Annotated in this window: 9 protein-coding genes; 4 read left to right on the top strand and 5 right to left on the bottom strand. The window is 41.5% G+C overall.

Annotation, left to right across the window (positions count from 1 at the left end; all coding sequences use genetic code 11):
• Positions 1–5: 5 nt before the first annotated feature.
• Positions 6–1,037, bottom strand: a complete 1,032-nt coding sequence (locus MP622_RS06280) for a LysR family transcriptional regulator (RefSeq protein WP_243793069.1) — start codon at positions 1,035–1,037, stop codon at positions 6–8.
• A 194-nt stretch (positions 1,038–1,231) separates the two neighbouring features.
• Between MP622_RS06280 and MP622_RS06275 the strand changes: the two genes are divergently transcribed.
• The 3 genes from MP622_RS06275 to MP622_RS06265 are packed head-to-tail and all read left to right on the top strand — an operon-like array spanning position 1,232 to position 7,100.
• Positions 1,232–2,446 (top strand): efflux RND transporter periplasmic adaptor subunit, encoded by a 1,215-nt coding sequence (locus tag MP622_RS06275; protein WP_243793067.1) that lies wholly within the window; start codon positions 1,232–1,234, stop codon positions 2,444–2,446.
• A gap of 6 nt (positions 2,447–2,452) precedes the next feature.
• Positions 2,453–5,629, top strand: a complete 3,177-nt coding sequence (locus MP622_RS06270) for an efflux RND transporter permease subunit (RefSeq protein WP_243793065.1) — start codon at positions 2,453–2,455, stop codon at positions 5,627–5,629.
• 7 nt (positions 5,630–5,636) lie between these two features.
• Positions 5,637–7,100, top strand: coding sequence for an efflux transporter outer membrane subunit (locus MP622_RS06265; RefSeq protein ID WP_243793063.1), 1,464 nt, complete (start codon positions 5,637–5,639; stop codon positions 7,098–7,100).
• Positions 7,101–7,296: 196 nt separating this feature from the next.
• On the opposite strand, the gene MP622_RS06260 is transcribed toward MP622_RS06265, so the two are convergent.
• On the bottom strand, positions 7,297–8,235 hold the full coding sequence (locus tag MP622_RS06260; RefSeq protein ID WP_243793055.1) for a LysR family transcriptional regulator: 939 nt from the start codon (positions 8,233–8,235) through the stop codon (positions 7,297–7,299).
• A gap of 203 nt (positions 8,236–8,438) precedes the next feature.
• Here MP622_RS06260 and MP622_RS06255 point away from each other — a divergent pair, with 203 nt between their 5' ends.
• The gene (locus MP622_RS06255) at positions 8,439–11,918 is read left to right on the top strand and encodes an indolepyruvate ferredoxin oxidoreductase family protein (protein WP_243793053.1); all 3,480 of its coding nucleotides are present in this window, start codon (positions 8,439–8,441) and stop codon (positions 11,916–11,918) included.
• Between the two features lie 489 nt (positions 11,919–12,407).
• On the opposite strand, the gene MP622_RS06250 is transcribed toward MP622_RS06255, so the two are convergent.
• From MP622_RS06250 to MP622_RS06240, 3 genes are all read right to left on the bottom strand, one after another.
• Complete coding sequence (locus MP622_RS06250; RefSeq protein ID WP_243793051.1) at positions 12,408–13,208, bottom strand: MBL fold metallo-hydrolase; 801 nt, start codon at positions 13,206–13,208, stop codon at positions 12,408–12,410.
• Positions 13,209–13,555: 347 nt separating this feature from the next.
• Positions 13,556–13,894 (bottom strand): DUF6616 family protein, encoded by a 339-nt coding sequence (locus MP622_RS06245; protein WP_243793049.1) that lies wholly within the window; start codon positions 13,892–13,894, stop codon positions 13,556–13,558.
• A gap of 2 nt (positions 13,895–13,896) precedes the next feature.
• Complete coding sequence (locus MP622_RS06240) at positions 13,897–14,388, bottom strand: MarR family transcriptional regulator (RefSeq protein WP_151504656.1); 492 nt, start codon at positions 14,386–14,388, stop codon at positions 13,897–13,899.
• Positions 14,389–14,395 lie beyond the last annotated feature (7 nt).

Genomic DNA, 14,395 nt, shown 5'->3' with positions numbered 1-14,395 from the left:
TATAATTAGACATTTAAAGCGAAAACCTCGGCTGTATTTTGCTGTTCAAGCAAGCTATGAATCGTAAAGTTATTATTCTCTTTTTTCTGTTCACATGTAAACTCAGATTTTTGATTCAAAGATAAAGTACATCCACTTAATAATGGGCATTCAGCAAATAACGCAGCAACCCAATCGACAAACACACGTACCTTAGGCGATAAATGCCGATTCTGTAAATAAACCACAGAAATAGGTAAAGGTTCAGGTAACGATTGATGTAGAACTTCCTTGAGTGCACCAGACTCCAGATGTTTTGCAACCATGAAGTAAGGACATTGAATTAAACCAAAGCCTTGAAGTGCCAGCTCAATATACGAGTCACCATCATTGACAGAAACTGGTCCATTAACTGAAATACTTTGAATTTCACCATCTACCACAAAATTCCAGTCAATATTACGGCCTGTACGACTGTTGAAATATTGCACGACCTGATGCTGCTTTAAATCTTCAATTGTTTCTGGTGTACCGTGTTCAGCGAAATATTTTGGCGATGCAACCGTCACAAACTGAACCGTACCAATACGGCGCGCCACTAAACTAGAATCTTTAAGTTGACCAATCCGAATCACGCAATCGACGGCATCCTGAACTAAATCTACAGGACGGTCATTCATACCAATGACTAAATCAATATCAGGATATTTCGTATGAAAATCACATAGCATAGGGATTAAAATCATACGCCCTATCGAAGCTTTAACATCAATTCGTAAACGGCCACGTGGTCCACGCTCAGTGTCATGGAAGTGAGACTCAATGTCCTCAACATCAGCCAGAATTTGTACACTGCGCTCATAATATACAGCACCATCAGGAGTCAAACTAAGCTTGCGCGTGGTTCGATTCAATAAGCGAATTTGTAAATGTTTTTCTAATCCCTGAATCGTCGTAGTCACTGAAGCACGAGGTAGTCCTAAGCTATCTGCTGCCAAACTAAAACTGTTGGTTTCGACTACTTTATTAAACACTTTCATGGCATGAAAAAGATCCACGCATTGCTCCTAAGACAGTAACATTTGAAATTCAGTATTCGATTGTTATGAATTTTCGAATAGTGTTATCAAATTTAATATATTTATTCGTAATTCACAAACATTTAAGCTCCGATTTCTTCCCCTCACCTGTTTCTCCCATCCGATATGTATTTATCGTCAAACAGGTATACGAATAAAAATAGGAGCTTTTCATGTCAATTTCCCGCAAACAGTTCACGCTGTCTGCAGTGCTTGTCGCTATTTTAGCTACGGGGGGTAGTTTTATGTTTTTACATAAAAATGCCGATGCTAAAGCTACACAAGATACAAATGCACAAGCTGCTGTGACCGTCGATGTTGCAAATGTTGTGAGCCAAACCATTACCGATTGGCAAGAATATTCTGGTCGCCTAGAAGCGATTGACCAAGTGGATGTCCGACCGCAAATTTCAGGCAAACTCATCGCTGTTCATTTCAAAGATGGCAGTCTGGTCAAAAAAGGTGATTTACTTTTTACGATTGACCCACGACCATTTCAAGCAGAGCTGAATCGTGCCAAGGCACAACTGGCTGCGGCCGAAGCCCAAGTGACTTATTCCACAAGTAATTTATCTCGCAATCGACGTTTGATTGAAAGCAATGCTGTCGCTCACCAAGAGCTTGAACAAGCAGAAAATGAAGCACGCACTGCAAGTGCCAATGTTCAAGCCGCCAGAGCTGCTGTCGAATCAGCACGTTTAAATCTTGAATATACCCGCATTACTGCACCTGTCAGTGGTCGTATCTCTCGTGCCGAAATAACGGCTGGAAACGTGGTATCTGCGGGTAATGGTGCACAGGTTTTAACCAGTATTGTGTCAGTTGCCCGTTTATACGCATCTTTTGATGTCGATGAACAAACTTATCTGAAATATTTGAGCGATCAAAATAATGCCGCTCAGATTCCTGTATCTATGGGACTTGCTAATGAAGAAGGTTTTTCACATACAGGTGTAATTAGTTCATTTGACAATAATTTAAATACCACATCGGGAACGATTCGTGTCCGAGCTACTTTTGACAACCCTAAAGGGTCTCTTCTGCCAGGTTTGTATGCTCGCATTCGACTGGGAGGTGGGCAGCCTCGTGCCGCAATTTTGATTAGTCCAACCGCAATTGGGGTCGATCAAGATAAACGCTTTGTCGTGGTTGTAAATAGTAAAAACCAAACCATGTACCGCGAAGTAAAACTGGGCACAGTTCAAAATGGCTTGCAAATTGTTGAGAGCGGACTACAAGCAGGTGAACGGATTGTCGTGAATGGTTTACAGCGCATTCGACCTGGGGATCCTGTTACACCGCATCAAGTCATCATGCCAAATAGTCAAGTTTCAACTGCGCAACAACCTCAGCCAACTGAAAACACAGCTAATTCGGCAGCGGGTTAATCTCATATGAACATCTCTAAATTTTTTATTGATCGGCCGATCTTTGCAGGTGTGTTATCAATCCTGATTGTATTGGCAGGGATATTGTCAGTTTTTAAACTGCCTATTTCTGAATATCCAGAAGTTGTTCCACCTTCTGTGGTTGTGCGTGCACAGTATCCAGGTGCAAACCCTAAAGTGATTGCTGAAACCGTGGCTTCTCCGCTTGAAGAATCGATCAACGGCGTTGAAGACATGTTGTATATGCAATCTCAAGCCAATAGCGATGGTAATTTAACCGTTACTGTGAACTTTAAACTTGGGGTGGATCCAGATAAAGCACAACAACTGGTACAAAATCGGGTATCACAGGCTTTGCCACGTTTACCCGAAGATGTTCAGCGTTTAGGGGTGACGACCCTGAAAAGCTCTTCCAACTTAACCATGGTGGTGCATTTAACTTCGCCAGATAATCGTTACGACATGACCTACTTACGCAACTATGCGGTGCTGAATGTCAAAGACCGTTTAGCACGTTTGCAAGGTGTGGGTGAAGTCGGTTTATTTGGTTCTGGGGATTATTCTATGCGGATCTGGCTCGATCCACAGAAAATCTCTGCGCGTAATTTAACGGCAAGTGAAATTGTCAGTGCCATTCGTGAGCAAAATATTCAGGTTGCCGCAGGAACCATCGGTGCATCTCCAAGTAATGCTCCGCTTCAGCTTTCGGTAAATGCACAAGGTCGTTTAAGTACAGAGCAAGAATTCTCCGATATCATTTTAAAAACAGATCCAGACGGTGCGGTAACTCGTTTGGGTGATGTTGCCCGTGTTGAGCTTGCAGCATCGCAATACGGTTTGCGTTCATTACTTGATAATAAACAAGCGGTTGCCATTCCAATTTTCCAAGCACCGGGTGCGAATGCACTGCAAGTGTCTGAGCAAGTCCGTGACACCATGCAGGAATTGTCTAAAGATTTTCCTTCATCGGTGAAGTATGAAATTGTTTACGATCCAACTCAGTTCGTTCGCGCAAGTATTAAAGCGGTTGTCAGTACTTTGCTAGAAGCAATTGCACTGGTTGTCGTGGTGGTAATTTTATTCCTGCAAACATGGCGTGCTTCGATTATTCCTTTACTTGCAGTGCCTGTGTCTATTATTGGTACATTTGCATTAATGCTAGCCTTTGGCTATTCCATTAATGCACTTTCGCTGTTCGGGATGGTCCTTGCTATTGGTATTGTGGTCGATGATGCGATTGTGGTGGTGGAAAATGTCGAGCGGAATATTGAAGCTAGACTCAGTCCAAGGGATGCAACCTACCGTGCCATGCGTGAAGTAAGTGGACCGATTATTGCCATTGCATTAACGCTGTGTGCAGTATTTGTCCCGCTAGCCTTTATGACAGGTTTAACAGGTCAATTTTATAAACAGTTTGCCATGACCATTGCGATTTCAACGGTCATTTCGGCATTTAACTCACTTACGTTATCCCCTGCTTTAGCTGCAATCTTGCTGAAAGGTCATGATGCTAAGCCCGATGCTTTAACACGAGGCATGAACCGAGTCTTTGGGCGATTTTTTAAGGCATTTAACCGCCTATTCTCACGAGCGTCGGATCAATATGGTCGTGGTGTAAGTCGGGTGATTTCGCATAAAACCTCAGCGATGGGCGTTTATGCCATTCTACTTGGTTTAACTATTGGTATTTCCTATATTGTGCCCGGCGGATTCGTTCCTGCTCAGGACAAACAGTATCTGATTAGTTTTGCTCAATTACCGAATGGTGCCTCTTTAGACCGTACTGAAGCCGTCATTCGAAAAATGAGTGATGCTGCGTTAAAACAACCTGGTGTTGAAAGTGCAATTGCCTTTCCCGGCTTATCGATTAATGGTTTTACCAACAGTTCAAGTGCAGGCATTGTTTTTGTCACACTAAAACCTTTTGAAGAGCGTAAAAGCAAAGAACTTTCAGCCAATGCGATTGCGGGTGCTTTAAACCAAAAATATGCTGCCATACAAGAAGCCTATATTGCTGTTTTCCCACCGCCACCAGTAATGGGACTCGGCACAGTGGGTGGTTTCAAAATGCAGCTTGAAGACCGCGGAGCATTGGGTTATTCCGCATTAAATGATGCTGCGCAGAACTTTATGAAAGCAGCACAAGCTGCACCCGAACTTGGTCCAATGTTTTCAAGCTATCAAATAAATGTACCGCAGTTAAACGTAGATCTCGATCGTGTTAAAGCCAAGCAACAAGGTGTTGCTGTTACAGATGTATTTAACACCATGCAAATTTATCTGGGCTCACAATATGTGAATGACTTTAACCGTTTTGGACGTGTTTATCAGGTACGTGCACAAGCTGATGCACCATTTCGTGCAAATCCAGAGAATATTTTGCAATTAAAAACCCGCAACAGTGCTGGGCAAATGGTGCCTTTATCTTCTCTGGTGAATGTCACACAAACTTATGGTCCAGAAATGGCCGTACGTTATAACGGATATACTGCGGCGGATATTAATGGTGGCCCTGCTGCTGGCTATTCATCTAGTCAGGCAGAAGCCGCCGCAGAACGGATTGCCGCACAAACCTTACCACGTGGAATTAAATTCGAATGGACAGATTTAACCTACCAGAAAATTCTGGCAGGCAACGCTGGGCTATGGGTCTTCCCGATTAGTGTATTGTTGGTCTTTTTGGTATTGGCTGCGCAGTATGAAAGTTTAACTCTACCACTGGCTGTGATTCTTATTGTACCGATGGGGATTTTAGCTGCGCTTACAGGGGTGTGGCTGACTAATGGCGATAACAATATCTTCACGCAAATCGGCTTAATGGTATTGGTGGGACTGGCCTGCAAAAACGCAATTTTGATTGTGGAATTTGCTAGAGAACTTGAAATGCAAGGCATGACCGCATTTAAAGCAGCAGTTGAAGCGAGCCGTTTACGTTTACGTCCAATTCTAATGACTTCAATTGCATTCATTATGGGTGTTGTTCCCCTTGTGACTTCTACAGGTGCGGGTGCAGAAATGCGTCATGCAATGGGCGTTGCCGTATTCTCAGGCATGATCGGAGTTACCTTCTTTGGCTTATTCCTGACCCCTGCCTTCTATGTACTCATTCGGACTTTAAACCGTGGACATAAACTGCATTCAGCCAGTCCGCATGAAGCTCCAATCAATCCAAATCACTCATAAGGACGATATGATCATGCCTAAAAAACAGATCTGGTTATTGTCCTCGCTCATGGGAAGCCTGCTGCTCGCAGGCTGCTCACTGGCACCACAATATGAACCAGAAAGGGTTGTCATTCCATTGCAATTTAAAGAAGCCAACCCCTTGCAAGAAAATGAAAACTGGAAAATAGCACAACCGAGTGATGCAGCTTCCAGAGGTGAATGGTGGCTTATTTTTCAAGATGCTCAACTGAATGCACTTGAGCAGCAAGCCATTCGTGAAAACCAAAACTTAAAAGCAATTGCTGCAAATGTTCAAGCATCACGTGCTTTGAAATCTGCGGCAAAGGCTGAACAATTGCCGAGTATAGGTGCGGGTTTTGGTCCAACCCGACAAAAACTTTCACCTGCATCTCAGGGGCTTGATGCGAATGCTAATACCTCTGCCCAGACGTTATGGCGTGCCCAGACAAATGTGTCTTATGAGTTAGACTTATTTGGTCGTATTGCCAGTAGTGTCAATGCGGCAACAGCAGATGTGCAGCAACAAGAAGCCTTATATCACTCTGCACTTTTAGCTTTACAAGCCGATGTTGCGCAAAATTATTTCCAGATCCGCCAACTCGATACGGAACAAATCATTTATGAACGAATGATTAAATTACTGACTGAATCACGCGATTTAATGCAAACTCGTTTTAAAAATGGTGCAGTCAGTGAAATGGATGTATTTCGTGCACAAACGGAATTGTCTACAGCACAGACTGGTTTATTGAGTCTTATGCGCCAACGAGCAAATATAGAACATGCGCTTGCCGTGTTATTAGGCAAAACGCCTGCGGAGTTTAATTTGGCGCAGCAAAGCTTAACGATCAATACCATTCAAGTACCTGCGGGTTTACCTTCTATTCTTCTTGAAAGGCGTCCTGATGTCGCCGCTGCTGAACGTGCTATGGCGGCGGATAATGCCCGAATTGGTATTGCACGTGCAGCTTTTTTCCCACGACTTAGTCTTACAGGAGCACTGGGTTATGAGTCTTCAACGCTTGGAGATTTAGCCCAATGGTCGAGTCGCACTTTCTTGCTGGGACCTATCGCAGGGACAATTTTATCCTTACCTTTGTTTGATGGTGGTCAACGCAAAGCAGGCGTCGCACAGGCCAGAGCTGCCTATGAAGAAAGCGTTGCCAATTATCGACAAACTGTACTGAATGCATTTCGTGAGGTTGAAAATGGGCTAACGGATCAACGTATTCTGGATCAACAAATGAATACTCAGACTCAAGCCCTGATTGCTTCACGTCATGCCAATAAACTTTTACATCTGCGCTATCGTGAAGGTGCAGTGAGTTATCTAGAGGTTATAGATTCTGACCGTACTGTTCTTCAGCAAGAGCAATTGGCTATACAACTTAAAGGTAGCAGAATAATTGCAAGTGTGGACTTAATTCGAGCATTAGGGGGCGGTTTGACAACTCAGGATCAAACCTAAGTTTTACCGCAGTAACCGATCAGGCTTATGGGTATGAATGGGTAATATGCTCATTCATACCTAAGCTATTCAAATTGCACCACCATAAATTTTCATATTGAAGCGCAAATCCATTTTATCGCACTGCTGCAAAACAAAATCTTGGTCTGGAAACATGCTTAATATTTTTCTTAATAACTTTAATGACAAGTTTAGATTATAAAAAAAAGTCCGTATCACTCTGAATTTTTGGCGAAATATGCTGCTCAACCCACGTTAACCATGCTCTTGTTTTAGCATCAATAAAATGACGCGATGGTATTAAGGTATAAACACCAATATCAGGTGATCTCCAATCTGCCAAAATCCGACGTAATCGCCCAGTACGTACCGCTTCAATTACAGTAAAGGTCGGAAGCAATGCAATCCCCATGTCTTGTTGTACCATGTCCAATAACAGTTCTGGTGTATCTGCAATCAAAGGTCCCGTAATATCAATTTGATACGAGCAACTTTTTTCACTGATAAGATGCCATTGCGGTGTAATTGAGGGATTTACCAATCTTAAACATGCATGTTTTTGTAAATCATCTAATGATTTTGGCTCACCATATTTTTCTAAATAGGTTGGTGATGCACAAAGTAATGAAAATATTGTCCCAATTTGACGAGCAACAAAGCGTGAATCAGCCAAAGATTCCGCGAGATATAAACTAACGTCAATTCCTTTACCTAAAAGGTCTGGTACATTCTGTGAAGTACGATATTCCACTGTCAGTTCTGGATAGGTTTGACAGAACTCCGCCATCGTCGGAGATACATAATGATGACCAAAACTGGCCATACTCAACACACGTAACCGTCCCTGAGGTTTAGTTGCCCTTCCCATTGCTTGAGTTTCGGCTTCATCCACCATTGCGAGTACATGACGACATTGCTCTGCATAAGTTGCACCAATATCGGTCAACGCGTGCTGCCTCGTGGTTCGTTGTAGTAATTTTGTTCCTAAACGCCCTTCTAATTCGCTAATGAGTCGCGACACTTGCGCTGTTGTCAGTTCCATCTGATCTGCGGCGGCTGTAAAGCTTCCACTATCAATGACTTTCAGGAAAGCTTGCATTGCATGGAGTAATCCACCATCAAGATTTTTGCGCATAACGTAAATATCTTTTGCTTAATTACGCATTGTTGCACCAGTCTGGATCAATCACAATGACATTAATGTACATAGATTGAGCAGTTTTTCGTGTTCTGAATAAACTAATCAATCTTTTTCCGAGTATGTCATTTACTCCAAATATTCAACGGGATGTTGAGAAAATAAAGTAGCTCGAACTACAAAATTCCAAGGAGAAATAAATGAATATAGCGACAAAATTTACTCCAAATAAGATTCCTACAAAGGATGTATCACTTGATGATAAATATTTAAGTGATGACGGTACTGCTTACATGACAGGTATTCAGGCAATGGTGCGTTTACCACTTGCGCAAACACGGCGGGATACTTTAAACGGTTATCATACTGCTGGTTTTATTTCAGGTTATCGAGGTTCCCCTGTCGGAAACTATGATAATTTTCTCTGGCAAGTTGAAGGCATACTCAAAGACCATCATGTGGTTTTTCAACCTGGCGTAAATGAAGATCTCGCTGCTACTGCAATTTGGGGTACCCAACAAGCAAACCTCACAGGTCAAGGTAAATATGATGGCGTGACTGCTTGGTGGTATGGTAAAGGTCCAGGTGTAGATCGTTCTGGAGATGTTTTCCGTCATGCCAATCTTGCAGGAACATCAGAGTTAGGCGGTGTGGTTGCCTTCTTTGGTGATGATCATTCTTGTAAATCATCAACTGTGCCGCACCAGTCAGAACACGTGATGATTGGCTGTGGCATTCCAATTTTTTATCCAACGTCCATACAACAAATTCTTGATTTAGGTGTTCATGCCATCGGAATGTCACGCTTTGCTGGGGTATGGACTTCAATGAAACTGGTCAGTGAAATTGTTGAAACCTCTGCTTCTGTTCATGTTGATTTAGATCGCGTTACTCCCGTATTACCCCAAAATATGCAAATGCCAGAAGATGGTGTCAACATACGTTGGCCAGATCATGGCATTCAACAAGAAGAGCGTCTTTATAAATATCGTTTACCCGCTGTATTGGCTTATGCCCGTGAAAATGAACTGAATCAGGTGACGTGGCATTGTCCTGATGCACGTATTGGTATTGTTGCAAGTGGTAAAGGTTATTTAGATACCATCGAAGCCTTACGTATTTTAGGTATTGAAGGTGAAACAGCCGAGCAACTTGGTCTTCGAGTGTATCAAGTTGCTTTAATTTGGCCCTTGGAACCACAAGGTCTACATGAATTTGCTGAAGGTTTAGAAGAACTGATTGTTGTAGAGGAAAAACGCCCAATTCTGGAAGCACAAATTAAAGATGAACTCTATGCACTTCCAGATGGAAAACGCCCTCGTATCATCGGTAAAGCCTGTGATGGTAAAGGTGAATGGAGTACATCGATTGATGAAGCCCCTTTGATTGGTCATTATGAGTTCCAACCTGAACCTATTGCAAAAATGTTGGCAGCTCGGTTCTTAAAATTAGATATTCCAGAAAGCTTAAAAACGCACATTCAGAATAAAGTTGAGCTATTGCAAAAAGCAGAGCAAGCGTCACAGCTTGTTTTAGATATCGCAGAACGCAAACCTTTCTTTTGTAGTGGCTGCCCTCACAACTCATCAACTAAGCTACCCGAAGGTAGTCGTGCACTGGGCGGGATCGGTTGTCATTATATTGCCGTGTTACAGAATCATGGAACAGAAACATTCTCACAAATGGGCGGCGAAGGCGTAAGTTGGGCTGGTGCTTCCCATTTCACCAATGAAAAGCATATTTTTGCCAATCTAGGCGATGGAACGTATTTCCATTCAGGCTATCTGGCTATCCGCCAAGCGATTGCTGCAAAACTTAATATGACCTACAAAATTCTCTATAACGATGCAGTGGCAATGACGGGTGGACAGCATGTCGATGGTCATCTTAGCGTGGCACAACTAACACGACAACTTGATGCAGAAGGCATCACAAAACAAGTGATCGTCACAGATGAACCTGAATTGATTCATGCTGAAGAAGGTATAGCGTCTCATGTTGAGATTTACCATAGAAATGAATTAGATGATGTTCAGCGCAAATTACGTGAAATTTCTGGTGTTACAGCATTAATTTATGTTCAAACCTGTGCCAGTGAAAAACGCCGTCGTCGTAAACGTAATGCTTATCCAGATGTTGCAGAGCGAGTTTTTATTAATAGTGAGATTTGTGAAGGTTGTGGGGACTGTTCTAAAAAGTCCAATTGTTTATCTATCGAACCTATTGAAACGGCGTTAGGAACAAAACGTCAAATCAATCAAAGTAGTTGTAACAAAGACTTCTCATGTGTCGAAGGTTTCTGTCCAAGTTTTGTGACCGTACATACCCGCGACATAAAACGCCCAGAAGTCTTTAAAGGTATAGAAGCTGGCTGGCCAGAAAAGCCAATCATCCCAGAGTTAGATCAACAACCCATCCGCATTATGGTTGGTGGTATTGGTGGTACAGGCGTAGTGACCGCAGGTGCTTTACTTGGTATGGCTGCACATTTGGAGAATAAAGCTGCACGTATCATGGATATGGCAGGACTTGCTCAAAAAGGTGGTACAGTTTATTCCTACATACAGCTTGCGACAGAAGATGATCAAATCTCTGCAACCAAAATTCCTGCGGGTCAATGTGATATTTTAATCGGTGCAGATGCCATTGTTGCAGGAAGTAATGCAGCACTTTCACGTTTAAAAGCGGATGCTGTTGTCATCGTGAATGAAGATGCTTCCCCTACTTCTGCTTTCCTTGAGTCGCGTGACTGGTATGCACCAATTACGGATTTAATTCAGCGACTTCGTGGTCGGACGACACAAGGCAAACTTATATCTTTACCTGTAACACGTATTGCCACACAAGTACTAGGTGATGCAATCTTTGCAAATCAGATTTTACTTGGCATGGCTTGGCAAGCAGGTCAGATTCCGTTGAAACGTGAAAGTATTGAAAAGGCAATTCACCTAAATGGTACAGCTACTGAAAAAAACCTTGAGGCTTTCCGCATTGGTTGCCATTTGATTAGCAATCCTGACTTGATAAAACATATTATTGCAACGATACCAACGACCCGTAAACCAACCACGTTGGCTGAACTTGTTGAAGATCGTTCTGCGCGTCTGGTCGAGTATTGGAATCAAGATTATGCAACGCAGTATCGAAATCTTGCTGAACAAGCTGCCAAAGTATTGCCTGAAGAACTCGCAGAAACAATTGCGACACAGCTCTATAGAGTCATGGCCTATAAAGATGAATATGAAGTTGCACGCTTACTCACAGGAAAAAGCTTTAAACAATCAATTGAAGCACAGTTTGGTCAAGGGTTACGTTTAACCTATCACTTAGCTCCTCCTGCTTTTGGTGCTCATGGCGCTATACGCAAACGTGCTTTCGGCTATTGGATGCGTATTCCAATGATGATTCTTGGTCGACTACAGTGGCTTAGAGAAACATTCCTTGATCCATTTGCTTTACAGCAAGAACGTCAAAAAGAACATGCGTGGCGTGATCGTTATATCGCATTTGTCAAAGCGATTAGTTCTGCACCTGAAAAATATGACTTATCTGTGGCAGAGAAAATTGCTCAATTACCAGCAGATGTACGTGGTTTTGGCCATGTCAAAATGCAAGCAATGGAAGCCGCAATACAACATTGGGATCAACTTTCATTGAGTCTTCGTAAAGCTGATCAATAAAAGGAATAAGTGTTTATCAACAAGTAGCTGATACAGGGTCAAACTTAGCTTATATTCATACTAAGCTTATATTGATCAAGTTCAGCTACTTTATATTTATGATCTAACAGCGAGCATAAATACAATGTAGAGGTTCTCTAAATAATCACGACTTAGCTGCGAGGAAATTTAAGAAATCTTCTCAAATACATTCGTCAGGTTTATAAGCTATAACGGTTTTAAACAAATAATTTATATGAATAAGATATTGGAAGTTATAGATAAATTTAAAAATTATTGATGAACTAGCCCCTCGGTGAGCAAAAGTTAAATACCCTAAACGAGGCTCTAGCTTACATAACTCAAATAAATGTAAATACGCTAAAGAAAAAAATCCCCTAGCGACCTGTTGAGCACTTTTATCATTATCTACATCTTTTCCATAGCGAACATTGATGTCATTTTTGAACTGTATAAACATCGGCTATGGTTTTCGTATTCGCTGATGTACTAGTTCAAATGAAAACTTAGGGTTTGACCATCATCAGGAATATAGACGCGATCTTTTTCCCCAATTTCGGCAACAATATTTTGAATATCAGCTCTTTTCACTGGGCAGTGATTTAACGCCTCAAAATGATTCGCAATCACATGCTTTGGGGAAAGTTGGATAAATTTTCTGACTTCACTTTCAGTCATTAAGATGGGTTTCCCAACATCCATTTGTGCTTCGCCTGCTGCCACAACAGTAATATCTGGATTAAACTGAAAAATCGCAGTTTTAACATCCTCAGTGAGCACGGTATCACCACTGATATAAATTGATGGTTCATTCGGTAGATCTAGGAAAAAGCCACAACCATTCGCCATAAATTTACTGATCCAACCATGCCCATGCTTAGCAGGGACAGCAACGAGCCGACCACCCAAAAACTGGATTTCTTTCCAATGCTCAATTCCAGCCTGAACATTTAGACCCAGATTTTTCAGGTAAGGTGCATCATGACTAAACGTATATACAGGAATTTGTTTATCCGCTAAAAACTTCTCTCCAGTTCGATCTAAATGATCGGTATGCTGGAATGCTCTGATATTGAAGGTTTGGCTGTGAGTAATAAAACAATGCGTGACTTTATCTAAAAGTTCCGCTGCATTGTCGGGAAGTTCAACCAACGGATTTTTCTCAGCCTTAAATTTCACATAGGAAAATGCAGGGAGAGAACCTTTTTTACCTAACATTGGGTCAATAAGAATGAAATTATTCCCAGTTTCAATGATAAAAGTAGCACTACGTAAATGATGAATGTTCATTGTAAAGTCTGTCAATTTTATTGCTATAAAGTAGAAATATGACCTTACAATGACTTTATCAAATGGTGCAATAACGCTTTTGGGTTATATTTTGCTAAATTAAACAAAAACTGACTTTGTCCATGTGAAGTGAACTCATGTCAAAGTTGATAAGATCTGTCCTCGCTCTCAACGGATACCCAATTTGAATCCACTAAATGCAGTTTGAGTGAGGAATTTCATTGGACACAGAGGAATGGTCCACCTCGATTTGGCCACTCCATAATTAATAATCTGGAGTGGTTTTATTGTGAAAGCATATAGGTATATTTATGATATTTAACTAGATCATTAATTTTTTTCTAAAGTTAAATATTGGACAGTGCCGTAATATGTTCAAAAAAGCTAGTTTCCTTGCCAGCAGCATTAACATGGTTGAAATAGTCATACCAACCACTCGCTTTAATACCAGCAAGTAACACATCACGAATTTCTTCGTTAGGGAAATGCCAAATTCCTAAAAATTGATGCTCGCTACTTTGATCAATATTAGAGTCAATTTGTGTGAGTGTTAATGCTTTAACACCAAGATCCGATAATTTGCCCATTGCAGCTCCAACATTATTTAAATATTGGGTACGCTCATCTAATGATAATGCTTTCCAAGCTGAATTAGGGGTATAGAGTTCGATCAAATACTGATTCATAATTATTCCTTGTGATGAAGATTATTGGAAACCTTTGTTAATAATTGGGTTAACTGTTTGTGCTCTTGTGTAGATAAATTCCCAAATATTTTTGCAATCCAACGGCTATGCTGATCAAATACATTTTTAGCCATAGACTCCCCTTTCAAAGTAAGTCTAACTTTGAGAGCACGGCGGTCTTCTGTATCAGCATGTCGTTCTACCAACCCTTCACGCTCTAAACCATCAAGTAGACCTGTAACTGTTGATCGGGTGATACCTGCTTGCTCAGCTAAAGTCTTCGGTGCTATTTCTTGATTTGCTGCATCAAGTAAAAATAACAAAATAAACCGTCCTTCTGATAAGCCATGGACAGAAAGTTGGTCTGCACAATCTTTATCTATATGTGAAGCAAGAGAAAGTGTCAAAAAGCACAGCTCAATACTTTTAATATCAGGAAGTTGACGTTTATTTGCTTCACTTAGAAGCACTTGGTATTTTTTATCAAGAGGCATTTAGTTA

Origin of the sequence: Acinetobacter sp. PK01 (assembly GCF_022819285.1) — a bacterium.
In the GTDB taxonomy this organism is placed as follows: Bacteria; Pseudomonadota; Gammaproteobacteria; order Pseudomonadales; family Moraxellaceae; genus Acinetobacter; species Acinetobacter tandoii.
Note: the sequence above shows the minus strand (reverse complement) of the source record. Positions and strands in the feature narration are given on the sequence as shown.